At 37.3% G+C, this 25,621-nt stretch carries 30 protein-coding genes; 22 read left to right on the forward strand and 8 right to left on the reverse strand.

The window, feature by feature from the left end; genetic code table 11:
* Positions 1-6 precede the first annotated feature (6 nt).
* The 5 genes from ACY2A0_RS01350 to ACY2A0_RS01370 are packed head-to-tail and all read left to right on the forward strand — an operon-like array spanning position 7 to position 6,121.
* On the forward strand, positions 7-1,386 hold the full coding sequence (locus ACY2A0_RS01350) for a DNA methyltransferase (RefSeq protein ID WP_461791211.1): 1,380 nt from the start codon (positions 7-9) through the stop codon (positions 1,384-1,386).
* Between the two features lie 2 nt (positions 1,387-1,388).
* Positions 1,389-2,378 (forward strand): phosphoribosyltransferase-like protein, encoded by a 990-nt coding sequence (locus ACY2A0_RS01355; RefSeq protein WP_461791212.1) that lies wholly within the window; start codon positions 1,389-1,391, stop codon positions 2,376-2,378.
* Positions 2,375-4,357, forward strand: coding sequence for an ORC-CDC6 family AAA ATPase (locus ACY2A0_RS01360; protein WP_461791213.1), 1,983 nt, complete (start codon positions 2,375-2,377; stop codon positions 4,355-4,357). The genes ACY2A0_RS01355 and ACY2A0_RS01360 overlap by 4 nt, the downstream gene beginning before the upstream one ends.
* Positions 4,358-4,359: 2 nt before the next feature.
* Positions 4,360-5,361: a hypothetical protein gene (locus ACY2A0_RS01365; RefSeq protein WP_461791214.1), complete on the forward strand. Its 1,002-nt coding sequence runs from the start codon at positions 4,360-4,362 to the stop codon at positions 5,359-5,361.
* A 43-nt stretch (positions 5,362-5,404) separates the two neighbouring features.
* A complete protein-coding gene (locus ACY2A0_RS01370) occupies positions 5,405-6,121 on the forward strand; it encodes an abortive infection system antitoxin AbiGi family protein (RefSeq protein ID WP_461787844.1) in 717 nt (238 codons plus the stop codon).
* Between the two features lie 181 nt (positions 6,122-6,302).
* On the opposite strand, the gene ACY2A0_RS01375 is transcribed toward ACY2A0_RS01370, so the two are convergent.
* Positions 6,303-7,187, reverse strand: a complete 885-nt coding sequence (locus tag ACY2A0_RS01375; protein ID WP_461787845.1) for a winged helix-turn-helix domain-containing protein — start codon at positions 7,185-7,187, stop codon at positions 6,303-6,305.
* 110 nt (positions 7,188-7,297) lie between these two features.
* Here ACY2A0_RS01375 and ACY2A0_RS01380 point away from each other — a divergent pair, with 110 nt between their 5' ends.
* The 10 genes from ACY2A0_RS01380 to ACY2A0_RS01425 all read left to right on the forward strand — a co-directional run bounded on the left by ACY2A0_RS01380 (position 7,298) and on the right by ACY2A0_RS01425 (position 14,074).
* Positions 7,298-7,864, forward strand: a complete 567-nt coding sequence (locus ACY2A0_RS01380; protein WP_461787846.1) for a hypothetical protein — start codon at positions 7,298-7,300, stop codon at positions 7,862-7,864.
* Positions 7,865-8,024: 160 nt separating this feature from the next.
* A complete protein-coding gene (locus ACY2A0_RS01385) occupies positions 8,025-8,588 on the forward strand; it encodes a lipocalin family protein (RefSeq protein WP_461787847.1) in 564 nt (187 codons plus the stop codon).
* A gap of 67 nt (positions 8,589-8,655) precedes the next feature.
* The gene (locus tag ACY2A0_RS01390; protein WP_461787848.1) at positions 8,656-10,077 is read left to right on the forward strand and encodes an SDR family oxidoreductase; all 1,422 of its coding nucleotides are present in this window, start codon (positions 8,656-8,658) and stop codon (positions 10,075-10,077) included.
* A gap of 55 nt (positions 10,078-10,132) precedes the next feature.
* Positions 10,133-10,576: a DoxX family protein gene (locus tag ACY2A0_RS01395; RefSeq protein WP_461787849.1), complete on the forward strand. Its 444-nt coding sequence runs from the start codon at positions 10,133-10,135 to the stop codon at positions 10,574-10,576.
* Positions 10,577-10,654: 78 nt separating this feature from the next.
* Positions 10,655-11,050: a hypothetical protein gene (locus ACY2A0_RS01400; RefSeq protein WP_461787850.1), complete on the forward strand. Its 396-nt coding sequence runs from the start codon at positions 10,655-10,657 to the stop codon at positions 11,048-11,050.
* A 212-nt stretch (positions 11,051-11,262) separates the two neighbouring features.
* The gene (locus ACY2A0_RS01405; protein ID WP_461787851.1) at positions 11,263-11,856 is read left to right on the forward strand and encodes a methyltransferase domain-containing protein; all 594 of its coding nucleotides are present in this window, start codon (positions 11,263-11,265) and stop codon (positions 11,854-11,856) included.
* 63 nt (positions 11,857-11,919) lie between these two features.
* Positions 11,920-12,213, forward strand: a complete 294-nt coding sequence (trxA, locus tag ACY2A0_RS01410; protein ID WP_113639470.1) for a thioredoxin — start codon at positions 11,920-11,922, stop codon at positions 12,211-12,213.
* A 3-nt stretch (positions 12,214-12,216) separates the two neighbouring features.
* Positions 12,217-12,930: a thioredoxin domain-containing protein gene (locus ACY2A0_RS01415; RefSeq protein ID WP_461787852.1), complete on the forward strand. Its 714-nt coding sequence runs from the start codon at positions 12,217-12,219 to the stop codon at positions 12,928-12,930.
* A gap of 79 nt (positions 12,931-13,009) precedes the next feature.
* On the forward strand, positions 13,010-13,573 hold the full coding sequence (locus ACY2A0_RS01420; protein ID WP_461787853.1) for a YeeE/YedE family protein: 564 nt from the start codon (positions 13,010-13,012) through the stop codon (positions 13,571-13,573).
* 9 nt (positions 13,574-13,582) lie between these two features.
* Positions 13,583-14,074 (forward strand): DUF6691 family protein, encoded by a 492-nt coding sequence (locus ACY2A0_RS01425; protein ID WP_461787854.1) that lies wholly within the window; start codon positions 13,583-13,585, stop codon positions 14,072-14,074.
* Positions 14,075-14,076: 2 nt separating this feature from the next.
* On the opposite strand, the gene ACY2A0_RS01430 is transcribed toward ACY2A0_RS01425, so the two are convergent.
* Genes ACY2A0_RS01430 through ACY2A0_RS01440 form a run of 3 tightly spaced genes read right to left on the reverse strand, consistent with a single transcriptional unit; the run spans position 14,077 to position 16,675 of the window.
* Complete coding sequence (locus ACY2A0_RS01430; protein ID WP_461787855.1) at positions 14,077-14,811, reverse strand: LytR/AlgR family response regulator transcription factor; 735 nt, start codon at positions 14,809-14,811, stop codon at positions 14,077-14,079.
* Complete coding sequence (locus ACY2A0_RS01435) at positions 14,789-15,850, reverse strand: sensor histidine kinase (protein ID WP_461787857.1); 1,062 nt, start codon at positions 15,848-15,850, stop codon at positions 14,789-14,791. Before ACY2A0_RS01435 ends, ACY2A0_RS01430 begins: the two co-directional genes overlap by 23 nt.
* A 30-nt stretch (positions 15,851-15,880) precedes the next feature.
* Positions 15,881-16,675 (reverse strand): LiaF transmembrane domain-containing protein, encoded by a 795-nt coding sequence (locus tag ACY2A0_RS01440; protein WP_461787858.1) that lies wholly within the window; start codon positions 16,673-16,675, stop codon positions 15,881-15,883.
* Positions 16,676-16,820: 145 nt separating this feature from the next.
* On the opposite strand from ACY2A0_RS01440, the gene ACY2A0_RS01445 reads away from it, so the two are divergent.
* Both ACY2A0_RS01445 and ACY2A0_RS01450 read left to right on the forward strand, forming a co-directional pair.
* On the forward strand, positions 16,821-17,024 hold the full coding sequence (locus tag ACY2A0_RS01445; RefSeq protein ID WP_461791760.1) for a hypothetical protein: 204 nt from the start codon (positions 16,821-16,823) through the stop codon (positions 17,022-17,024).
* A complete protein-coding gene (locus ACY2A0_RS01450) occupies positions 16,966-17,700 on the forward strand; it encodes a ChaN family lipoprotein (protein ID WP_461791215.1) in 735 nt (244 codons plus the stop codon). Before ACY2A0_RS01445 ends, ACY2A0_RS01450 begins: the two co-directional genes overlap by 59 nt.
* Before the next feature lie 71 nt (positions 17,701-17,771).
* On the opposite strand, the gene ACY2A0_RS01455 is transcribed toward ACY2A0_RS01450, so the two are convergent.
* The gene (locus tag ACY2A0_RS01455) at positions 17,772-19,868 is read right to left on the reverse strand and encodes a TonB-dependent receptor (RefSeq protein ID WP_461787860.1); all 2,097 of its coding nucleotides are present in this window, start codon (positions 19,866-19,868) and stop codon (positions 17,772-17,774) included.
* Complete coding sequence (locus ACY2A0_RS01460; protein WP_461791216.1) at positions 19,835-20,218, reverse strand: YchJ family protein; 384 nt, start codon at positions 20,216-20,218, stop codon at positions 19,835-19,837. Before ACY2A0_RS01460 ends, ACY2A0_RS01455 begins: the two co-directional genes overlap by 34 nt.
* Before the next feature lie 341 nt (positions 20,219-20,559).
* Between ACY2A0_RS01460 and ACY2A0_RS01465 the strand changes: the two genes are divergently transcribed.
* On the forward strand, positions 20,560-20,934 hold the full coding sequence (locus tag ACY2A0_RS01465; protein ID WP_461787862.1) for a hypothetical protein: 375 nt from the start codon (positions 20,560-20,562) through the stop codon (positions 20,932-20,934).
* Positions 20,935-21,029: 95 nt separating this feature from the next.
* Here ACY2A0_RS01465 and ACY2A0_RS01470 read toward each other — a convergent pair whose 3' ends face one another.
* Both ACY2A0_RS01470 and ACY2A0_RS01475 read right to left on the reverse strand, forming a co-directional pair.
* Positions 21,030-21,383: a hypothetical protein gene (locus ACY2A0_RS01470; RefSeq protein WP_461787863.1), complete on the reverse strand. Its 354-nt coding sequence runs from the start codon at positions 21,381-21,383 to the stop codon at positions 21,030-21,032.
* A 96-nt stretch (positions 21,384-21,479) separates the two neighbouring features.
* A complete protein-coding gene (locus tag ACY2A0_RS01475) occupies positions 21,480-21,626 on the reverse strand; it encodes a DUF2256 domain-containing protein (RefSeq protein WP_461787864.1) in 147 nt (48 codons plus the stop codon).
* 678 nt (positions 21,627-22,304) lie between these two features.
* On the opposite strand from ACY2A0_RS01475, the gene ACY2A0_RS01480 reads away from it, so the two are divergent.
* The 4 genes from ACY2A0_RS01480 (at position 22,305) to ACY2A0_RS01495 (ending at position 25,621) form a co-directional block, all read left to right on the forward strand.
* A complete protein-coding gene (locus ACY2A0_RS01480) occupies positions 22,305-23,150 on the forward strand; it encodes an RteC domain-containing protein (protein WP_034735056.1) in 846 nt (281 codons plus the stop codon).
* Between the two features lie 250 nt (positions 23,151-23,400).
* On the forward strand, positions 23,401-23,754 hold the full coding sequence (locus ACY2A0_RS01485; RefSeq protein ID WP_013632656.1) for a helix-turn-helix domain-containing protein: 354 nt from the start codon (positions 23,401-23,403) through the stop codon (positions 23,752-23,754).
* Between the two features lie 12 nt (positions 23,755-23,766).
* Complete coding sequence (locus ACY2A0_RS01490; RefSeq protein WP_002978404.1) at positions 23,767-24,075, forward strand: helix-turn-helix domain-containing protein; 309 nt, start codon at positions 23,767-23,769, stop codon at positions 24,073-24,075.
* Between the two features lie 85 nt (positions 24,076-24,160).
* A complete protein-coding gene (locus ACY2A0_RS01495) occupies positions 24,161-25,621 on the forward strand; it encodes a DUF3945 domain-containing protein (protein WP_461787866.1) in 1,461 nt (486 codons plus the stop codon).

Here is a 25,621-nt window from a genome sequence, read left to right on the forward strand (position 1 = left end):
GAGCCTATGTTACAAGTCGAAGATGATGTAAAAAGTATTGAAACTTTTAACGGCGTAATAACTCAATTACTTTCCAAATACGAAAATGGGAATAATGAACCAATAGAGGTGTCATTTAGAGAATTGGTAGCAGAATTGGATAAATCAGATAGAGCTACTCATCTGATACACACCTATCCCGCGAAATTATTGATGCATATTCCATATTTTTTTCTAAATAATTCTGTCTTTTCAAATGAAGGGGATTTAGTATTAGACCCTTTTAGCGGATCTGGAACCGTTATGCTTGAATCGATTTTAGCAAAAAGAAATGCGATTGGCGCTGATGCAAATCCATTGGCAAGGTTAATTTCAAAAGTTAAGGTTCAAAAATATGACAGTGAAATACTTAATGGATATAAAGATTTTATCACTGCTGAATTTAACTCTGAAAGATCAATTAATTTACCCAGAATAACCAACGTTGATTATTGGTTTTTACCTCATGTTCAATTGCAGTTGAACAAAATTGTTAATGCTATTAATAATATCGATGACGAAAAGTATAGAGATTTCTACCTCATTTGTTTTTCAAATTGTGTTAAAAAAGTAAGCCTAGCGGATCAAAGAGTATCTGTACCTGTTAGACTGAATGCGAATCGATACCCCACGATTCATCCGTTACACCTAGAGGCAAACAGAAAACTTGAAGCTTTAGTCGATATAAATGTTTTTGATAAATTTATTGAAGTTGTAGATGGCAATATCTCTAGGATCGAAATGCTTAATACCGAACTTAGTGAAGAATTATGTGCACAAGTTATCTCAAAGGACGCTAGATTCCTCACTAAAAGTTTAGATTCAAATGAATTAATCGAAAGTGAAACGGTAAATTTAATTATTTCCTCGCCGCCGTACGCTGGTGCTCAAAAATATATAAGAGCATCAAGCCTTAACCTTGGGTGGTTAAATTTCGTGAAGACAGATAAATCTTTAAAAGAGCTGGATGATCTCAACATAGGGCGTGAAAATTATAAGAAAATTGAATATTCAATTTTTAAACCAACAGGTATTAATGAAGCAGACGTACTTTTGGAAGAAATCCATAAAAGGAATCCAATTAGAGCACATATTGCTGGTAATTATCTGATTGAAATGCGTGATGCCTTAAAAGAAGCAGTTAGGGTTCTAAAAGTTGGGGGATATTTTGTACTCGTAGTAGCTAATAATCAAGTTTGTGGTAAAGAGTTTCGTACACAAGAATATCTTCAAAGAATAATTGAAGATTTGGGCTTAAAGGTTATTTTGAGGCTAATTGATGACATAAAATCTTATGGGCTTATGACGAAGCGGAATAAAACGGCAAGTGTGATTACCAGAGAATGGGTGTTAGTTTTTAAAAAATAAATATGACGGTAGCTGAATTTGAAGAAGAACTATATAGAAAAGTAAAAGTTCTCAATGAAACAATTTGGGAACATCGAGCAAATAGACCCAGTATTGATAAATGGCTAGCGAACTTTACTGATGCTAAAGAGAAAACTCATGCCTTATTTCTGTTGTCTCAATTCATGTATTTTGGGAGCTTACAAATGCGTGAACTTCTGAAATGCCTTTTTAGGGATTTATACAAATATCCTGTAGTTGAGAAAATAAGAAGATCAAACTCCGACACTATGGATGCAAACGTAATAAACACTGCATTCAAGATAAGTCAAACCCAAACGAGATTTCTAGGAATTGGTAATCCGTCAGAAAGTGGAACCCATCTTTTATATTTTTTTAGGCAGGAAAATAAATTGCCAAAAGACTTATTTATAAATACACACGAGATTTTTGTAAACACTGGTAGTACAATAACTCTTAGGAACCCAAATATAAGACACTATGTTTTCATTGACGATTTTTGTGGTTCAGGAAGTCAAGCAAAAAGTTATTCTTCCACCATAATTGAAATCATTAAAAGAATTGATCCAACAATTGAAACGTCGTATTTAATGCTTTTTGCCACTAAAAGTGGTTGCGAAGAAGTGATTTCTGGAACTTCTTTTGATACTGTATCAGCTGTTGTGGAATTAGATGACTCTTTCAAATATTTCCACGCATCTTCAAGATATTTTAAAAATATTTCAGCACACATTGATAAAGTATTTCTACAAGCTTTATGTGAAAAACATGGTTTAGAATTAATTAAAAGTTTATACACGCAAAATGGTCTGACAGATCCGCAACTTTCTATTTCTGCAAACAGAGATAAACTTGGTTACAAAGATTGTCAATTATTAATAGGTTTTCATCATAATACTCCTGATAACACTCTTCCAATAATTTGGTATGATGAAGATCTAATTGAATGGTTTCCAGTATTTCGAAGGTATAATAAAAATTATGGCATATGATAAAGAATTCAAATCCTTTCAATATTACAAAAGCTGTTGATTATTCTGATCTTGAAATAGATAAATTTTGGGTGGACATACCAGGAGGTAATGGCTTTTCTGATATTGTAAAACCACAACAGGTTATGCCAATTATGATTTTAGGGGGGAAAGGAAGTGGCAAAACTCACATAATGAGATATTTCTCATTTAATTTACAAAAAATTAGGTACGGAAATGACTTGTTGAAATTTATTGAAAAGGATAAATATATAGGAGTTTTTCTAAGATGTGGTGGCTTAAATAGTAGTAAATTTATTGGAGAAAGCCAAAGTAGCGATGCATGGAAAAATATTTTCAGTTATTATTTTGAGCTTTGGTTGTCTCAGTTAGTAATTAATATAATTGAAGAAATATTACAAACTAATCCGGAAATAAGCGTAGATGAACGCGATATTTGCAAGCAAATCAATAATCTTTTTGATTTAGATGTGACCAATGAATTTGCTTCATTCTCTGAACTCAAAACATATTTACAGAAGTTGCAGCGTGGAATTGATTACGAAGTTAATAATTGTGCCATTACAGGTGAAAAAATTAGCTCCTCGAGAATATTAGTGTCTCCAGGAAAATTAATTTTTGGCCTTCCTAAGATATTACAAAATGCGTTTGAATTTTTCAAAGATTGTCAATTTTTGTATTTAATTGACGAGTATGAAAATTTACTAGATTATCAGCAAAAATATATAAATACGTTAATTCGGGAGCGTGAGGACCCAGTATCGTTCAGAATTGGGGCTAGATGGTACGGAATTAAAACTTATAAGACGTTTAGCGGGAATGAAGACTTAAAAATCGAATCTGAATATGAAAAAATAATAATTGATCAATTATTAAGAGACAGACAAGATGCGTATGCTGAATTCGCGAAACAAATATTTATGAGCCGGCTTAAACAAGCGGGTTTTATAGGCTCATTAAATAATGACATCAATTTTAGACCTAACAATTACTTTAGGGAATTTAACTTAAATAATTTTTTGGAAAATCTTCGAGATAAGAATTCAATCCCGCCTTATCTAAAAAAGCTTGGAAGTATTTTAAATACAAAAGATGCTAATAAAATCATAGATATCCTCAGTTACAATGAGAATCCTTTGATCGAAAGAACGAGTTTAATGTTATTTTTTCGTGCTTGGAAAAATGGGCAGAACGACTTTTTAAATAATGCAGTCAGTATTGCTGATGATAGATCAGCTTACTTGTCTCGTCCAAAAGAACGAAATAGTAAACATTTTAAAGTTTTAGATAAGTTTAAAAATGACTTGATAGACCAACTACATAGAGAAAATCTCGAAAAATTACCCTATATGGGATTAGATAAAATCATAAAAATGTCTGCTGGGATTCCAAGATTATTTCTAATCACATTAAAACATATCTATAGGTGGTCTATTTACAATGGAGAGACACCATTCTTTGAAAAACCTATTAGCGAAGATGCTCAGTTAAAAGGAATTGAAGATGCTATAAAATGGTTTTTGGATGATGCTCGTGTATCTGGGCCATCTGGAATACCGATAGCAAACATTATTGATAGAGTAGGCCAATTAATGCACTTGATGCGTTTTTCAGATGCTCCACCAGAATGTAGTCTATCATCATTTACCATAAATTCTTCTGATATTGATGAAGAAATTCAGAAAACATTGGACTACTTAGAACAATATTCGTATTTAATAAAAGGAGCAGTTAGAAGAGAGAAAAACTCATCAATCCAAAGAGCAACATTCCAAATTAATGGATTACTTTCTCCTCACTGGGAACTACCTATTTTTACAAGAGGAGTGCTACAATTAGATACTAAAGACGTGAAAGCGATTTTTGGTTGTAAATCAGATGATGATTTCAATAAAATAAAAGGTAACCGTAAATCCAGATACTACGCTCCTTTCAAGGAGGTTAGTGAAAAGATAAATCCTAACCCTGAATTATTTTAGTAATGAACAAAAAGGAATTTGATTTTGCTTTTTTCTATAAAAGTAAGTATAACACAACTGATGACCTTAAACAAAGCAAGAAGTATGATTTATTTTTATCTGCTTACAACGATAGTGAAAGGGTTAAGACTGTATTTACAGAAATAGACTCAAGTTTAAAACACTGGATTGTATTCCCGCAATATCTTTATGACCTAAGTGAATTACCAGATATAGTTAACACAGAAGAAGCTTTATTTACTTTTGATCCAAAATTAAATGAAGGTCAGATCATAAGAGATTATATAAAACAATCAGGCATCGACTTTACAAATATTACAAATATTTGTATTGACATAACGGGTTTTATCCGCCCTCATTTGATTTTTTTGATTAGATATTTTTCTGTAATAGATGTTAAAAATATTGACTTCATTTACACAGATCCTGTAAAATATATCAAAAAGGAACAAACTGATTTTTCTTCTGAATATACAGATGTTAGACAAATTGACGGTTGCCAAGGTATACACAATCCTGATACGAACAATGATTATTTAATTATTGGGGCTGGGTATGACAACTTAAGAATAACAGATGTATCAAAAAGCAAAGCAAATAGTAAAAAGGTGCAATTATTTGGCTTTCCATCGCTACAGCCAGATATGTATCAAGAAAATATACTAAAAGCGTATATTTCTGAGGAGGCTACGTCAAATGGCAGAGAAAGTTTTATCGATCCAGAATCAACAATTTTTGCACCAGCTAATGATCCTTTTGTGACTGCAAACATAATCAAGCAGTTTGTCACCAAAGAAAACAAGAGGAAAGCAATGACTAACTTATATTTCTGTCCATTGTCAACAAAGGCTCAAACTTTAGGCATAGCACTTTATTTCATCACCAATTGTTTAGATGAAAATGTGAGTATAATATTTCCTATTTGTAAGCAATATTCCCGAGAAACAACAGAAGGAATTGCAAAGATATGGAAATACACTGTTGACTTTTCTCAGCTCAAGTAATGTCAATATTAAATTTAATACAAAAAATTGATAAGCAGATCTAATGAGCTCAATTATTCATTTCACAAAAGAGTATAATGTATTAAAAAGCATACTTACGGATTGTTCTTTTAAACTTAAATATTGCCGTGAAGTTTTTTATCTGGCAGATAAGGTTTCCTCAAGCGCAGTACATCCTATGGTAAGCTTTTCAGAACAAATAATTAAAAATATAGATAAGAAAAATATTACCTATGGTAAATTCGGTATAGGCTTGTCTAAAAAATGGGCAGAGAAGGCTAAAGTCCATCCGGTACTATATCTTGATAGAAATTCCCATGTTGCAAATGCACTTTCCCTTTTATTGAAAGCTAGAAGAAAGAATGCTGAAGTTGAGTTAGCTGCCAATGTTAAACTCTCTATTATGACGATTAAATGCTTCACTAAAAACTCAATCGGATACAATAGCTATTTTAGGATGAAGAACTTTGATTTTAAAATCGAAAAAGAATGGCGTTATGTACCTACTAAAGCCGATATAGGAAATAATCTAATTTCTCGTAACAAAAAGCAATACGATGAGAAACCAAAATTTTATAATGATAAGATAGAAAAATTCCCCCTTGAATTTTCATTAAATGATATTGAGTGTCTTTTTGTTGAAACTGAAGATCAACGAAAGGAAATTTCCAATGAATTTAAAATAAGTACGAAAATTATCAAAATCAGTAAATGGACTACAGAGTTAAAAAAAGCAAAAGCAACGAGAAATAATAGCTGATAATATGTCTAGATATTTTTCCCGCCGCCTCATTTAAAAGTGTCATTTGAGCCTTTAAACGCAATAAAACTTCCAAATCTTCTAAAAAGTGTTTGGAAATTTGTAACGTTGGGAGTACGAAAACCCTCTTTACGAATTGTAAAGAGGGTTTTTTATTTTACACCCATCTTCCTCTACTCTCCTACACCTCAAGCTTATAACCTTTACCACGTACCACCACAATATTTACATTTGGATCAGGTTCGAGTTTTTTTCTAAGTTTTGATATAAACATATCCAAGCTGCGACCTACAATCACACCTTCGTCTTCCCATATTTCCTTCTGTAGGCGGTTTCGCTCTATCACCATGTTGGGAGAAGAAGCAAAAATAAGCAGCAGCCTGGTTTCAGTTGCGGTTAAGTCAACCTGCTCACCGTTGATATTTAGCTTACGGTTTTTCGCATCAAACAGCACTTTGCCTAAAGTAAAAAGCGATGTACCCTCAACTTTCGCATTTGGTTTCCTATTTTTAGCAGAACCGAAGAAGATTAAACTTACGAACGCTAACAAAGGTAATCCCCCCAACAGACACGTTTCTTTCTTTGCAATTACGCTTTCCGATTTAAACTTAACATTGACCACATAATTGGCAGAAGGCTGCTTTCGTCCATTGCATGAAATGATATCATCTTTTTTATTTGCGGAGATGGCAAAACCATAAATTACGTTGTCGGTACCATGTTTTAACACATTTACCACATAACTTTTTGACATTGGATCATTTGCTAAAGTTTTACTGGCAATGTCCATCATGAGATCTGGCTGGAAGCTAAATTGGTGCTCAAAACTGATTTGATATTCGTCGGCCGCAATTTTTTGAACTGGTAGCACCCTGGAAGTGCTATCACCTGACTGCAAAAGAATTTGATGTCCTACTCTCCGTAGCAGAACTTCCCTCCTAGCAAGATCAAAATCATCATTTCCTGATGAGGCTAAGGTGATACCAACAGCTGCGACAAATAGCAACGACACTAGTGCAAAAACGTATTTTCTGTTCGCAAAAATCAGGTTTAGTCGATTAAACATTGTGTCAAGTTTTAATTTACAAAGTTTACATTTTTATTTACAAAGCAGATGATTGGGCTACTGCAATATCACTTTACTTTCGCTTTATCAATTCAATAAAATTTAAAAGTATGAAAAAAATAATTTATGTATTGACCTTGCCGCTAGTTGTGGTAGGCGGACTGGTATTCGCAAACATGGTAGTTAAAAATCATCCCGCCGAAAGGATAATTCGTAAAACAGCTTCGACAGCGGAAAGAGAAGCTGAACTTAAAAGATGGAAAGCCAGTCCGGATGGAGTGAATTATGAAAAATGGAAAGCATCGCCCAATGGCAAAAAAGTATTTTCAAGTGCCGCTAAAATTAGCAAGGAAGTAAAAAATTTCACCGACATGGAAGCTGTGGTCACTTCGCTTTCGTTACCCACAGGTTCAGCTTTAGGTTTTGGGATGATGGTGAAAATCAATGGTGAAGAGTACATTCTTTGCTTTAGATCCAACGAGCCGAATAAAGGCTTTCTAATTTACAATGATGAATTTAAACACTTATACGGTTTAAAAGTTAACGACAAAATCACGATTAGAAGTCGAAATGTAACGCATGCACCTAAATATTCTTATCCTATTTTATTTGGAGATTTGGTAAAATTTGAAAACAAGATCATTTACCAACACAAATCAAGCGAAGACGGTTGCTAATTGCAATTATTGAAATATTTGGAGTTAATAATAATTAAGCAAATCCCTTAACCTATGAGGTTAGGGGATTTGACTTTTTAGCGACATGCTCATGTCAAACAATCGACCATAAAGTCTGTTTAACGACTGGCGCCATCAAATTAACAGATGGCGATACGATATGCGAAACAAGATTATTTTATTGACAACAGCCGGCATAATTGCCACTTCGTTGTTCATGTCCTGCTCATCTATTCCTAAAAATGCAAAGCCAGTTACTGGTTTTCAACCTAAACGTTATCTTGGTGATTGGTACGAAATTGCCAGGTTCGACTACCGATTTGAGAAAAACCTCAGCAATGTAATGGCGCAATATAGTTTTTTAGATAACGGCGATATCAAAGTGCTTAACAGCGGATTTGATAGGAAAAAGAAAAAATGGAAGTCATCTACTGGAAGTGCAAAATTTACAAAATCAAATGACATTGCCGCGTTAAAAGTAAGTTTCTTCAAACCTTTTTATGCTGGATATAATGTCATTGCCATTGACGACAATTACCAATATGCGTTGGTTGCTGGCCGTAATTTGAATTATTTATGGCTGCTATCCAGAGAGAAAACAATGCCCGAAAAAGTGAAACAACAATTTTTGAGTTTGGCCAAAGAAATAGGTTATGATGTGAGCCAGCTGATTTGGGTTGAACATGATATGGTTAGTCCTTACGCCAGTACAAGCAGCAAATAGTGAAGTTTTAAGCAGGCTTTAGTAGTGCGTATCTCTTGATAATTTCGTATTTTTAATCTTACCCATCATGAAAATCTTACTTACTGGCGCTACTGGCTATATTGGCAAAAGATTGCTACCTGTTCTTTTGGAAATGGGACACGAAGTTTGTTGTGTGGTAAGAGATGCGGCCCGGCTGGATGTTAAAGATTACAAAAAACATAAACTGGAGATCATAGAAGCAGATTTATTGCGACCTGCAACGTTGAAAAAACTCCCGAACGATATTGATGCTGCTTATTATTTGGTGCACTCGATGAGTTCGAGCGGTGATTTTAGCAAAAGAGAACAAGCATCAGCCAAAAATTTCACGCAATACATCAATCAAACTACGGCCAAGCAGTTGATTTACCTTTCTGGGATTGTAAACAATAACGAATTGAGCAAGCATTTGGAAAGCCGCAAAGCTGTGGAAGAAGAATTACAACGAGCGAAATGCCCTGTAACTACTTTACGTGCTGGTATCATTATAGGTTCTGGTAGTGCTTCTTTTGAAATTATACGTGATATTGTGGAGAAACTTCCAGTAATGATTGCTCCAAAATGGCTCAAAACCAAGTGCCAGCCCATTGCAATTCGAAATGTAGTGCAGTTTTTAACTGGTGTATTGGATAAAGAAGAAACTTTTGGCAGACATTTCGACATTTATGGCCCAGATTTATTGAGTTATAAGGAAATGCTCCTACAATTTGCAGAGGTTAGGAAGCTGAAACGCACAATTATCGTAGTGCCGGTTTTCACACCAAAGCTGTCTTCCTATTGGCTGTATTTCATGACATCAACCACGTATGAGCTTGCCAAAAACTTAGTAGACAGCATGAAAGTGGATGTAGTTCCTGTAGAAAACGAGCTTCACAAGCTGTTAAACATCACGCTCATTCCTTACAAAAAAGCCATTGCAATGGCTTTTGAGAAAATAGAACAAAACTTAGTACTTTCTAGCTGGAGCGATGCACCTTATAATCGCATTTTCAAGAAAGGACTTTCGAGCCACATTGAAGTACCTAAGTTTGGGGTACTTACCGATAAGCAGACCATGAAGGCAAAAAATCCTAAACAGGCCTTGGACCGAATTTTTTCCATTGGCGGCAAAAATGGTTGGTACTATGGGAACTGGCTATGGGAATTCCGTGGTTTTTTAGATAGACTTTTTGGTGGCGTTGGTTTAAGGCGAGGTCGCAAGAATGCAACATCGGCCTCACCTGGTGACGCACTGGATTTTTGGCGGGTGATTCTTTCCTCCCCTACGCAAAAAAGATTGCTTCTTTATGCCGAGATGAAACTTCCCGGCGAAGCTTGGTTAGAGTTTTGCATGGATGACAAAGGTGTGGTAAAACAAACAGCTACATTTAGACCATTGGGTATTCCCGGCAGGCTGTATTGGATTGCCATGCTCCCCTTTCACTACTTCATTTTTAAGGGAATGCTCAAAAAAATCACTGCTGGATAAAATGCAATTCCTAAATGGTCAAAAACAAATATCTAAACATCGAAGTTATTGACATATGAAAACAGTTCAATTGGCAAAACCCCATACTAGCAAATTGCAAAAAGCAGGGCGGATCGTTTTAGGTATTTTCATGGTATTAGCAGGTATCGGCCACCTCACTTTTCAACGAAAGGAATTTCAGGCTCAGGTGCCCAATTGGGTTCCGATAGACAAAGATGCTACCGTATTATTATCCGGCGTAGCCGAAATTATGTTAGGCTTAGCTTTAATTGCTTATGCCAAACAGCGGGCAAAAGTCGGAATTATGTTAGCATTGTTCTTTATTGCAGTATTTCCGGGTAATGTAGCTCAATACCTCAATCATAGGGATGCTTTTGGTTTAAATACCGACAGAGCGAGGTTAGCAAGGCTATTTTTTCAGCCGGTTTTAATTATTTGGGCATTATGGAGTTCTGGCGCCCTGACTTATATCAGAGATAAAAGAAATCAAATTGATTAAAATGAATCATTAACAATCCGTTAACATTGCATTAACCATGCGCAAAGTAAAGTGCCTTTAACTTTGGAAAAAAAACAAATGAAAAGGTATTTATTTATTTTAATGATGACGTTAGGTAGCTGGGCTGCTTACGGTCAAACTACAACCACCACTAAGTCAGAAAAAACTGGTTTTTACGTACATGAAACAGATACGGAATATTTGCTGAAGGCCAACTTTTCAAGCGAACGATCTAAGCGTTTCCTCGAGGTATTAAAAGCTCACTTAGGAAATCCAGCACAAACCAATGATAAAACCACTTTTTGGGAGGGCACAAATTATAGTGCTTCGTTTACCAAACAAAGTTTTAAGGCTAGCTTTGATAAAGAGAAAGCCAGTCCAAAGCAGCTAACTTCTTTCAAGAAACTCACCGCAGAGCTTCAGGCTGCTTTAGAACAAGCAAAAACGCCAACACCCCCACCTACGGCTCAATAGTTCTAGCGGTCTTATGAAGTTTAAATAAATAATTGACGCTTTAACTGTTAGCAACAAATCAGCTATTTTTCCACAGCAAAACTGAATTATAGCTGATATTGAAATATATTTAGTGTGGGGCGGTACTCATAACCGCCACTTCGAATTCATTTTAGGATAGTAGCGTAAAAGATTAATTGCTGATATTCGCTTCAACTTTAATGTTAAAGCATATGGAGACGGAAAATCAACTGGATCAAGACTTTTGGAACAAGCGCTGGGAAAATAACCAAACCGGCTGGGATATTGGCATGGCCTCACCGGCAATAACAGGTTATATGGAAACATATCCTAACAAAAACGCAGCAATTCTGATTCCAGGTTGTGGCAACGCTCACGAGGCTAGCTGGCTATTGCAAAATGGTTTCACCAATATCACCGTGATAGATATCGCTCCAAAAGCAGTTGAAATTTTAAAAAAAAGGTATGCCAATCAACCGGCAATTAAAGTCATCCAAGGCGATTTTTTTGAAGATCAGGGCCAGTATGATTTATTGATAGAACAGACTTTCTTTTGTGCTATATCTCCCAGCCTAAGGCAAAATTATGTTACAAAAGCGGCTTCCCTATTGAAAGAGGGCGGCAGCATCATCGGGCTGTTATTCAACATCGATTTTGAAAGAGAAGGGCCGCCATTTGGGGGAGAAAAAACGGCCTACCTTTCTCTTTTTGAGAAGCATTTTACCATTAAAAAAATGGAAGATTGTTATAACAGTATCAAGCCGAGAGTAAACACCGAACTATTCATCAACCTGATAAAAGGATAGAAAAACGACACGATTAGCTTCTTCTCGCTGTATCTTTGTAAATTAAATTTAACACCATTGCGTATGACTTTTCAAGAAATCATCAACCAAGACAAACCTGTACTGATAGACTTTTTTGCCGAATGGTGCGGTCCTTGCAAAATGATGTCGCCAATGCTGGAAGACTTAAAAAAACGTGTGGGCGACAAAGCCAGCATCATCAAAATAGATGTCGATAAAAATCAACAAGCAGCGGCAGCCTATCGCGTTAGCGGTGTTCCAACGTTAATTTTATTCAAAAAAGGGCAAATCCGCTGGCGCCAATCGGGCGTAGTTCCTGTATCAGATTTAGAAAGATTGATCAACGAAAACCAATAATACATGTACAAAAGTTTCTTTTCCTTTATCTGCTGCTTATTGTTGCTGTGTGGCTGTAGCAATGCTCAAACTGCTCATCAGGCAAGCCAAGTTAAAGCCACCACACTCGCATCAACTTTAAAAAATGAGCAAAATGTACAATTGCTTGATGTCAGAACGCCAGCAGAATTTAGTAATGGACATGTTGCAGGGGCTGTAAATGCTAACATCAACAGCAATGAATTTAAAACTAAAATTACTGGCCTAGATAAAAGCAAGACGGTATATGTGTACTGTTTAAGTGGCGGCAGAAGTAGCAATGCTGTTAAACAACTGCTTGCTGCAGGCTTTGAAAAAGTAGTTGAAATGCCGGGCGGAATGATGGAATGGAGAGCAGCTAATTTACCTGAAGTTAACAATACAGTTAATTCAAATGCGAAAACTATCAGCCTTTCGCAATATAAGACCTTAGTTAGATCAGATAAATTGGTTTTGGTTGATTTTTATGCGGATTGGTGTGCCCCTTGTAAAGAAATGAAGCCCTATTTGGATAAAATTTCCAAAGATATGGCCAACAAAGTTGTGGTCGTTAGAATTGATGCGGACGCAAACCCAGAGCTGTGCAAAACATTAAAGGTAAATTCGCTACCGGTATTAAAACTTTATAAAAATGAACAGTTAATTTGGGAGAACCTAGGCTTTATTGAAGAAACAGCAGTGCGTAAGAAACTCAAATAAAATTTACTTGTGTAACTAAAGTAGCTGAAACTTACTTCCAAACGCTTCAAATTTGCATTATTAATATACATTGCAAAACATGTTAGATTTTTTAAGACAACCTTGGCCTTGGTATGTGGCCGGCCCGCTTATTGGCTTAACAGTACCCGCACTTTTGATTTTAGGCAACAAGTCATTTGGGATTAGCTCATCGTTAAGGCACATTTGCGCTGCTTGTTTACCCGCCAACATTCCGTTTTTTAAGTACAATTGGAAAAAAGAAATCTGGAACTTATTCTTCGTTTTGGGTATTTTTTTAGGCGGAGCAATTGCAATCCATTTCTTTGCTAATCCACAGCCTATCCAAGTTAATCCAAAACTAGCTACCGAGTTGGCTGGTTACGGCATTACAAATTATAATGATTTAGTTCCGCAGGAAATTATGAATTGGCCAGCATTATTGACCTTAAAAGGCCTTTTGCTAATGGTAGTAGGTGGATTTTTAGTTGGCTTTGGCACCAGATACGCTGGCGGCTGCACTAGCGGACATGCTATTATGGGCTTGTCTAACCTGCAATGGCCATCTTTAATTGCTACCATCTGTTTTATGATTGGTGGCTTTATCATGGCAAATTTAATTCTACCGCTTATCCTCAGCCTTTAATTGATCATCATGCAACATCAAAATACAGATTTCGAAACCCGCTCATTGGATGCAATTTGCATTAATGAAAGTCAGTTGAGCCACAAATGGTATCACAATATCAAATACCTCATTGTGGGTGTGCTATTTGGCATTGTGTTCGTTAAATCAGAAGTAGTGAGCTGGTTCCGCATTCAAGAAATGTTCCGTTTACAATCGTTCCATATGTACGGTATCATTGGAAGTGCCATTGCAGTAGGCATGCTATCCATTTGGTTAATCAAAAAATTCAACATTAAAACCATCTATGGAGAAAAAATTGAATTTCATGATAAAACCTTCAACAAAGGTCAAATTTTTGGCGGACTACTTTTTGGCCTAGGTTGGGCAATTACGGGTGCCTGTCCGGGGCCACTGTTTGCACAAATTGGAACTGGTGCTACGGTAATTATGGTAACCTTGCTAAGCGCAATTGCTGGTACTTGGGTTTATGGTTTGCTTAGAGATAAACTACCGCACTAAAATCAAATTCCCAGAGCTGCTTTTAATTTAACATAACCTGTTTTACTTACGGGAAGCCAAATACCTGATTTTAAAAGTACGACGTAACTATCTTTCTCTTTCAATTCAATTTTGGTTACTTCAGCCAAGTTGATGATATACGAACGATGGATGCGAATGAACTGCGTTGGATCTAAAGTTTGCTCGAAGAAGCTCATCGTTTTGTTCTTTTGGAAGTTACCTTCTGTCGTACTCAATTTAACGTAGTCGTCATCTGCTTCCAAATACTGAATGGCTTCTACAGGAATAATTTTTATTACACCTGCATTTTTAACCACTACCCTATTGTTTTGTGCTGGCGACAGCGATGCAGTTTCCAACAATTCCTGACTGTCATCGCCTTTGGCAAGTTTTGAAGGTAATTTTTGCATGGCCTGTTCAAAGCGGGATTGCTCAATAGGTTTAAGCAAATAATCAACCGCATTTACCTCGAAAGCCTTAATTGCATATTCGTCAAAAGCTGTGGTAAAAATAACTGCTGGGCGCTTTTCAACCAGTTCGAGCATTTCAAAACCACTAATTTTAGGCATCTGGATATCCAAAAAAATCAAATCAGGCTGATGCTGAGCTATTGCTTTTAAGCCCTCAAAACCATCACTACACTCGGCAACTACCTCAATATTCGGAAACCCTTTAAGGTAGTGCTTCACAATATCTCTGGCAAGGGCTTCATCATCAATTAGTATCGTTCTGATCATCTTTTTGTGGTATTTTAAGCGAAGTAATGTACAAATTATTGTCTTTAGATTCCGTCTGCAATAAATTGCTATCAGCAAAAAGCAAATACAAGCGACGGCGTATGGCCGATAAGCCGAAGCCAGTACCTTTGGAAGCTTTCATTTCCGGATCGTAAGGATTGCTCACAGTAATCACCAACATGTTGTTTTCTAGCTTCACATCTACAGTAATGGTTATTGCTGTAGAAGTATTATACAAGCCAAATTTGATGGCGTTTTCTACAATTGGCTGCAGCAGTGTGCCCGGTAAGCAACGCGACAAAGTATCTTCGGCAATAGTAACCGCGACATTTAATCGGTGACTAAAACGTACTTTTTCAATATCTAAATACAACTGAATGTACTCCATTTCATCAGCAACGCTAACCCAAACTTCATCATCTCGCTTCAGCGTACCCCGTAAAAATGCCGCCAGCTTAGTGATCATGGTTCCCGCCTCGGTAGGATTTACAATAGTTAACGCATAAACAGAATTTAAACTATTAAACAAAAAGTGTGGTTGTAATTGATGACGAAGTTTATTGAGCTCAGCTTCTTTGGCCAAATTTTGTGTCGCAAGCATTCTCGCCTGCATTTCCGATTGCTCAGCCAAACGATACCACAAAATATTGGTTATGGCACACCAGCCCAAGCAAACAAAGGCAATTGCCGCTTTAAAAATCAATGCCAACTCTAAAAATAAAAGATAGCTAGCATCGGTGGTAAACAAGAAACTTAGGCTGTAAAAACTGGCAATTACTACTGCGGCAGTTACAGCCAAAGTCACTAAAAATATATACGCTACTTTTTGGTTTTTGGGCTGATAATAGCCCAGCATATTGCTGATTACGATACATCCTAATGCCAAACATAAATTACTGATTACGCTATCAGCAACCGCTATTTGCCATGAAAAATTAAAGAAGTAATACAGCACCGCAGCGCAAACAGTCTGCCAGCAAATTAAAATAATGCCGGCAGTGTTTTTAATCGATGGTTTTGATAATGGTGTGGTTGTCAAGGCGTTTAGTTTTAGTTAATGGAACGTTGACTAATAACTCTTAAACTCTACACCTCCCAATAACACCACGCCTCTCACAATCACCTGTTTGGTTGGTTGCTCAGCGGTAGCATAAATTGTTCTTTTATCATCTACGCCACCTAAAATTGCAGTAACTTCTGATTTTACTTGCCAAGTTGGAGGAACTACTATTTTAATACCTCCGAATATTGCAGTAACGTCTATAATGATTTGTCCTTCGAAATCAGCTTGGGTAAGGTTGATGTCACCACCGCCAAAAACCGCAGTTATTTCACCACCTTTTAAGCTTTTCGAATAAATTACCTGGTTACTTCCGCCAAATACGTTTACAGAACTGATGTAATCAGTTGCGTTGAAATCAGCGGCGTTATCGTTAATGTTCGAGGCATTTGCTTCGCCTAAAGGAGTTGACTGATCGAATTCTTTATAACCTTGGTAATTTCTTTTCCAAGATCTTTTTCCAAAATGAGATGTGCTTTTTGGTTTAACGATTAAAAATAATCCCAAAGCTAACAACATGACAGGAAATGCTACATCTCCAATATTATATTGTCCTAAAGCCTCATCTAAAGTAAAATAAGAGCCAATTAAAACCATTACAAACCAGCCGCTATTTTTAAAATTACTGCGAGCTCCAACAAAGAGACCGATTACAATTAGCCATGTGCTCCAGCTAAATGTCCAACTTGGGATAAACAACCCAACGTTTCTTAATAATAAAAGAGACCCAATTGCTACGATAATTAAGCCTGCCCAAACTTTTCCTGAGCGATTAACCATTTCTTTATGATTTGTATTTTCCATTGCCTTATGTTTTAATGATATGCTCAAAAGTATCTCTACAATGAAAATCACACAACACAAGACCGTTATTTGCTATCCAATTATCGGTAAAATGCGTTAATTTATCGGTAAAAATTTTCGTTAATTTGAAAACAAACTTAAATCGATGAATAAACTGATCATTTTTATCCTAGCCTCCCTACCATTTTTAGCCAGTAGTCAGGATATTGATAAGCATTACAAAATATACGATGTTAAGAAGCAACAGTTAATTAGCATTGACGCAATTGTTGCTGACATGGCAAAAGCCGATGTATTATTTTTTATTTTTTGGAGAAGAACACAACGATTCTATAGGACATTACCTTGAGGCGAGCCTACTTAAAAAACTCGCTGCCAATTATCCTAATCAAGTGGCGCTTACTATGGAAATGTTTCACACTGATGTGCAACCCATTATCAATGAATATCTACAAGGTTTCATCAGCGAAAAGAACTTCATTAAAGAAGCTAGAGCATGGAATAATTACAAAGATTATCGACCAATGGTGGAGCTTGCTAAAGCACAAAAATTTGAAGTCATTGGCGCTAATGCTGCTGCTAGGTATAGCAACGCTGTAACGAGAAGTGGTTTGCAAATTTTAGCAGATTTGCCCGCTAGCTCAAAACAGTTTTTACCGCCACTGCCTATTGATACATTAACGGGGCGTTATTATGAAAAGTTCATTGATTTGCTTGGTGGGCATGGCATGGGGCCAATGAAGGTATATCAATCGCAAAATTTTTGGGATGCCACCATGGCTTGGTCTATTGCTAAGTTCGCAAAAGCAAATAAAGGAAAGAAAATATTCCAAGTGAACGGAAGATTCCATAGCGATGAACGTTTGGGAACTTATGCGCAGCTGCAAAAAATTGCGCCTAAATTGAACGTGTTAAATATCTCTTGTTTTTCTGCTGATGATTTTGCTAATCCCAATTGGGAAAAACACCAAGCTTTGGGAGATTACGTGATACTAACCGATCCATCGGTGAAAAGGACTTTTTAAAGAGATATAAACAAGCAAGTCGGAATCATCTAAATACAGCAAATCCATTCACTTAACTCATAATAAGATACTTACTGCTTCATCCACGAAAGCTTAAAGCCCAAATAAAAGCTTCGACCAGGAGCCAAATTATAGTATCTACCGCCGAAGCCGTTGATGTCATTACCCAAGCTGTAATTCTCATTCAAAATATTATCAGCTCCAGCGAAAAGCTGAAAAGGCAAGCCTAATAATTGGCGTTGATAACCTAACTTCATTGAAAGTAGTTGAAAAGCATTTGCATAATCACTATTGGCATCATTTAAAGCAACTTTACTTTGATGATTCCACGTGATGAAACCAAAAAGTCCACTTTTATGCTTTAAATCCATGGTTAAGGCAACACTGTTAGTGGGCACTCCAGGCAATCGATTTCCCGAAAAGTCCTGATCAAGCTGCACGAAATCTACATATTTAAAATGATGCCAAGTGTAAGCACCTTGAATACCAATGGACAACGGCTTTTTAGTTCCCATCAATTGATAAAAGGCACTGGTTTCAAACCCTTGTTGTCTAGTTTTTCCAGCATTTATAAAATAATTTGCACCAGCCGCATCTCTACGGGTAACAATAGCATTGCCCAACAATTGATGGAAATAACTCGCTTCCAAAAACAAGCGTTCTTTAAGTAACTTCCATCTCAACCCAGGCTCCACATTCCAACCTTTTTCTGCTTCTAAAGCCAAATTATAGCTGTTATTATCGGCAAATATTTCGCTGCTTGCAGGTGGAGAAAATCCTTTAGCTACATTCAGATAAGCAGAAAAATTGGTATTCAATTGATAAAGCGCTGCAAATCTGGGCTGTAATTGCGCATTGAAATCCTTTTCTGCTTCTACAGGAGCCGTAGCAGCTCTAACGAAATCCAAACTTAAGCTATTGATACTGGCTCCAGCTGTGAAAAGCCATCGGTTTACTTTCCAATTCAATTGCGTAAAAGCTAACCACTGCCATAAACCTAATTTGTCATCTGTTAATTGAATACCCTGTTGCCCCTGCAAATTACGATAGGTTTTGGAAGTGAAGCTCCCACGTTGCAGCTCGCCTCCAGTTTGTAAAGTAAGGTCTCCTTTGGTGAATAAAAATGTGGTTCGAGCGCCCCAATGCGGTTCTTTTTTGAATTCAATATTTTGTATGGCTGGATTTTCAGTGGCGTTGTAAAAACCGTAAATACTCGTGCTATTGCTCCAATTTTTGGCAAAGGCATAGCGATGATTTAAACCCAAAAATAAGGCCTCCTGCTCAATACTGGCGTTAGCTACCTCTGCCCCTTGCATAGCACCAACGCTTGGTCGGGCCTGTTTTGGGTTCGCCAAATATTCCTTTAACGTAAGCGCTCCGGGTGTTTGGTAGGTTAAGTTACTGTAAATGAAATTCAAAGATAAGCTGGCCTGACTGAACGTGTTGAATTTAGTTTGATATGCCGCTACTCTACGTTGCATGGCGGTGTGTGTCCTGTAACCATCCGAACGATTTTCTTCATAAACAACGCGGTGCTTAGGCAATTGGAAGTTAACGTAGTAATTTGCACTGCCGAAACTTCCTAAGTTAGCACCTACGTCTATTGCAGTTTTGTCGGTAACAATAGGCGGCTCGAAGAGGATAACACCACCCGTACCAGCACCATACAAACTACTTCCCGGCCCTTTAATGATTTCTACCCCGCCTATTTGCTGTAATGAAAGCATATTTAACATGGTATTGCCACCGGGAGAGGTAAACGGAATTTCGTCGTAATACACTTTTACGTTGCGTACACCATACGGACTACGCACAGCACTCCCTCTAATATTAAATCGGTAACTTCCTGGCGAGCGCTCTTCCATCCTTACCCCTGCCGTGGTATTCACTGCCTGCAAAATGCTTGCGCCGCTAAACCGTTGCAATTGAGCTGTACCGATTTTATTGATTGCCGCAGCGGTAGACATTAAACTTTTACTACCATAAGCACTAATTACAACACTGTCCAATGAAACTTTGCCTAAGCTATCAACCTCTTGCGCTTTTAATTGAGATGAAATAAAGGATAAAAGCAGGAAGCAAAAAATGATGCGCATAGGCTTGATAACAATGTTGATCAGCAATTGTTGCTTGTTCAGTTGAAATAATCCCCAGAAAAATAATACCAACGACCATCTTCTTTTTTAAAAGTAGATCTTTCGTGGTGTACAAACTGTGTCAATCCTTTTTGATAGTGAGCTTTAAATTCTACCACTTTTTTATCTGCATATACAATTTCCAAACCCGTCCAATGGTTAGCTTTTGCCCACTGCTCCATCGCAGCCTTATCGTATAAATTTCTTTTAGTTGGATGCGTGGTTTCCCATAGATAATCTACCAGATGTAAGGCATAAGCACCATATCTCGATCGCATTAACTGCTCTGCGGTTTGCGGAAAAATGATAAACTGGTGGTAAGCTTGACAGCAGTCAGCATAATGTTTTCCGGACGAACAAGGGCAAATAGAATTGGAAGTCATGTCCGCAAATTATCAAAAGAACAGGTACTAAAAAAATCTATGCTCCTAAAATTTTCAATTGTTTTGCAGATTTACATAGGTATCATCCAAATAGGCACTGATTTCGATTTTCACGGAAAGCGTGACATTAGAATAAGATTTAGGCGTAGATGGTAAGCTTTAGAACTGAGGCCGCTGGTGTAACACCCTTTTTTCAAGTGGCTTATCGATGTTTACTATTTCTTTGAACCAGTGCGACAACTACGCATTGCAGCGTAGAGAAATACGTATTGCCCAAAAAAGAGAAAACCAAGTTTAAAACTAGCTGTTATCTCTCGTGAACATTTAAAAAATTAGACATCATGAAAAAACATTTTAAATTTTTAGCATTCTTACTGATCATACCTTTAGCTTTTGTAGCATGTAGTAAGGATGATGATCCAGCAGATAACGACTTATTTGTAGGAACTTATAACGGAACAATTAGCTATAACAACGGAAGCACTTCCATTAGAACAGAAACAGGTAAAGTAACAGTAGTAAAAACTGGTAACAACTATGATTTCAAGTTCTCTGATGGTATTCCAGATTTGAATGGCGTACAGTTCCAAAAAAATGAGAACGAAGCAATTTCTATCGGCAGTACAGAAAGTAAATACATTAAAATTACTGCCGGCACTTTAAAGATTGCGTATTTGAACAATAACGCTACTTGGACTGCCGATTGTAGCCGATAAGCAGCGTCGTTAAAAACAAAGGGTTATCTCAAAGCTTAACAAGACAACCAATAATTGGAAGTATTGTTACCACTAGCTTTAAGATAGCCCTTTTTTTATTTCCCCAGCTTCAACTGTTTTGGATCATTAACTACAATTTGCAGCTTTTCTTTGTACAGAGTTACCGTTCCTGTGATGCAAATACGTTGATGTTCAAAAATCTCCACTGGCTCTTTTTCAAACTTCGCTCTATCAGCCTTGAAAACAACTACCGTGAGTAGCTCTTTAGGAAACTTACCTCCTAAATTCATCAAGCTCAGATTATCCATTGCACGTGCACTGTATACGGAATCACAAATAGTAACTTCCTTACCAACATAATTTACAGCATCTTTGATGGATATGGTAGTTTGAGCACGAGCCACTACCGCAAATAAACCAAAAGCAAAAAGCAACAAAAATTTCTTCATAAAGTGAAGATAGTAATTACAACTAAAAGCTCTATAATAGTGCTGATTTTTATTTGCTGTATGAATCGTTATTGACGAGACGGGTGAACCGGTTGTTCAGCTTTTATCTTTATTTGACTGACATCTTTTACTGCAATACACTACATTTTCCCAATCTCTTTCCCACTTCTTTCTCCAGCTAAACGGTCGCTGGCATACTGGGCAAATTTTTGATGGCAGATGTTGTTTTTTAACAGTTTTCATTAGGATTTAAGGAAGGTTTGAGTTATTGCCGCGATAGAAATAAAAAGACTATAAATCGATAAAGATCCAAAAATAGCAAACCTCAATGAAACTAAGTCCTGTCAAAATCAATTGATACTTTGGCAGGACTATTTATCACCGAGGTTATTTAACGGTAGAGCTATTTACGCTAATAGCTCAACTTACAAAAGGGCAAATCAAACAAGACCTTTACAGCACAATGAACAGCGAGGCATTGAGTTATTATAACCATCCTACTTAAATAGCTTCATCTTTAAGTTAAGCTCAAAACTTCCGTTGGTTAGTTTTATTGGCTAATAAAAGATAAATACTTTTATTAAAAAAGATTAATATAGCCCAAAGTGGCTAATAAAGAGTAGTTTACAAGAACCGAAAGTGCTATCGGTAACGATTTAGTAATGGTGCTTACTGCACTCGCTTTCATCTGATTACCTTGTAAATCATTACCGCAAATTTAATAAAAAAAAGGGTTAAGTCGTAGCGTACTTAACCCTTTTTTCTGCTTTTTCCAATATACATCATAAGGCGTTATAAAATAAATCTTCCCCAATATGGGGGCAACCTGTGATATTGGTTCCGATATTATTTCCAAGTTTTGACAAATAAACAAAAATGTAAATCCGAAACGTATGGTGTTAATCTCTAAAAATCTAAGCTATGGAAATCGTGTTGAACAAAATATTATCGGAAATTCAGCGTCAGGAAGATATGCTATCTTCTCAAATGATGCAAACTGCGGATGAGGCTTACCAAATGACCTTATTCTTAAAGGAAATGCTGTTTACTATAAAGATGAAAGTCTTGCAGACCGGATTTAAGGACGAACGGCAGGAAATCAATTTTTTCAAGAATATCAAACCGCAGATTTTAGGAAAACTTATTTATTACAATAAGGTATTCCGCATTGAAACTACCTGCCCCGTAAGTGCAGGGAGAATACACCAAAGTTATTTTGAAAACCAACTGAAAATTCTGAAATCCGAATACAAGGAAAGCATATCCAATGAGGATTTTTACAGGTACTATCGTGCAGGCAGAACTGACCGTGACCACAGTTATTTCAGGCTCGGAAAAATCAATTACCACGATGGTCTAAAAAGTAGTGTATTTGAAATTGACCTTAGCTTTTCTACTTATTACGATAACAAAGTTGCCCATATTATAGCCAATGAATTACTTTATACTTTCTTGCTTACCAAAATAAACCCTGAAAAAAATCCCGATACCATTTCAATAAACGGTGATGGAAACAAAGACATTTCGTGGACGAACTCGCAAAATGCACTGATAGAATTGATTTACGCCCTGTATGTTTCCAAATCTATTGCATACGGGAAAATAGGCATCAGGAAATTAGCATTGATTTTCCAAATCCTCTTCCGAACGCCCTTGAACGATATACATCATTCTTTCCACCGAATGAAAACAAGGGCAGGCTCCCGAACGGTGTTTTTAGACCAGCTCAAAATTTCCCTCGAAGAGTATATGGATAAAGACCTTTAGCAACATCAGCACGAGTGTTTGAAAGCAGTACACAAAATGTACTACTTTTTCTTTGCCCATATATGCCAATTGGCATATATGGGCAAAAGGCTACTACAAAATAACCGAAACACGCTAAAACCCTTATTAAACAAGGGTTTTTCTCATTGCAAAAAATTTGAAAAAAAGTGCCAAACCAATGGGTACGCATTGGCAGACAAACACTGCCACACTTCTGAATTTTGTACTGTGAATATTAAACAATAGTGCAATGAACATTATAACAGTTGACGAAGAAGTGTGGAAGCACCTCAACGAACGGTTGAAAGCCATTAGCGAATATATCCTCAAACTGGAAGATACAAGCTACGATAGCTTATGGCTCAACAACCACGAAGTCTGCCAGTATCTCCACATCAGCGAAAAAACGTTGTGGCGTATGCGCACCAACGGGCAGATAGCTTTTTCAAAAATGTACGGGCAGTATTACTATACGATTGGTGCTATCAAGGAAATGCTCAACGCTAACGCCGTGCAGACGACCGATGAATATGTGGAGCAGCTTATGGCGAAAGGCAAAAGCTATATCGAGAAAGGCAGAAAGCTGAAATCAGGTAATCATTAAAAGCGTACCCGTATGAATATCGACAAAATGGAATTTGTGGCGTGGATGGAACGCATAATGGACAGGCTGGACATTCTTGGCAACCACATAGACGATTTACAAAAGAAGCGCAACAGCATAGACGGCGAAGAGTTACTGGATAATCAGGATTTATTGCAAATGCTGAAAATCAGTAACCGTTCCCTGCAACGGTATCGCTCCATAGGTAAGCTCCCTTATTATACCATTAGCGGAAAACTGTATTACAAGCTATCCGATGTGCATCAGTTCATCAGGGAAAGTTTTAACCCTCCGTTACCTAAACTGGATGCCAATAAGTGACAAACGCTGCCTTTGAGTGCCACATAAAGCAAATCAGTGAAGGCTTCCTTTACATTCGATCGTGAAATTTTGAAATTTTCAGATTATGAGCGAAGAAACAACTAATAAACAGGAAATGCCCGAACAGCTTTCGGACATCTTACTCGTACTGGATAAAGAGAAAATGAAAATCCAGGCAGTAAAGAGTATAGACGAAAACGGGAAAATGGAAACCGTTGACCCCACGAAGAAAAATCAAAACCAGTTTATGCGTGTGGATAAAAGCGGTGATTTCTTTTCCAACTTCTTTTCCAATTTTTTCAGCCAGTTAAAGAACCCTACAAACTTTACTTTCTTCAAAGTGCCTGCCTCGGTTGCTGCTGAAAAAGCAGAGGAATTACAAAAGCACGTAGATAAGCCCACTCCACAGGGCGAAAAAGTGCTGAAAGAACACGAAGTGAAAGCAGAACCCCAACCCGATAAAAAACAAGAAAATCAAAATAATATGGCAACAGCACAAACAACAACGGAAACAAGCGAATATCGCTACAAGCCGGAGCAGATTGATTGGGACACAATGAAAAACCTCGGATTGAGCAAAGAGTATCTTGAAAAAAGGAACCTGCTCGACCCTTTGTTACGAGGTTATAAAACCAATGAGCTTTTACCGATAGGTATCAACCTCGGGGGCTCTATCCTCCGCACGGATGCCCGCCTGTCTTTACAGCAAGCGGAAGACGGCAATGTTATCGTGGCAATACACGGTATCAAAAGAGAACCTAACCTCCACTTTGAATTTTTCGGTCACAAGTTTACGGACGAAGACAAGAAAAACCTGCTCGAAACGGGTAATATGGGGCGTGTCGTCAATTTGGTAAACTCCAAAACAGGCGACCTGATGCCGTCCATTATAAGTATTGACAGGCTGACCAATGACTTGGTTGCACTGCGCACGGAGTTTATAAAAATTCCCGATGAAATTAAGGGCGTAAAGCTGAATGACGAACAAAAACAAACGCTGATGGAGGGCAAACCGCTCTATTTAGAGGGTATGATTTCCTCGAAAGGAACGGAGTTTTCGGCAACTGTACAATTCAATGCGGACAAACGGTATGTTGAGTTCCTGTTTGACAGAAGCAACAACAATCAGCAGGCGCAAACGAACCAACAGAATACCCAACAAAGCAATCAGCAAAGCCAACCGCAAGAAGCTCCAAGAACTTTCAGGGGCAAAGAACTGGATGATGAGCAGTACAACAAGTTCAAAGCCGGACAAACCATATACGTTGAACTGAAAGACAAAAAAGACCAACCGTATAAGGGTTATATCACGTTCGACAAAGATACCGGAAAGACCAATTTTGAGTTTCCCGGTCAGTACAAAGCACGGGTAGAACCTGCCGAAACTCATAAAACACAAACTGCCGTCAATTCGGAGGGTAAAACCAACGAAGCGACCAAGAACGTCCAAGAGCCTTTGAAGTCCGGGCAGCAAAGACCGAAAAACGAGAAGCAGCAGGAGCAACAGGATAACAAGCCTGAAAAATCCAAAGGCAGAAAAATGTAA

The organism is Pedobacter sp., assembly GCF_965249885.1.
Taxonomy (GTDB): Bacteria; Bacteroidota; Bacteroidia; order Sphingobacteriales; family Sphingobacteriaceae; genus Pedobacter.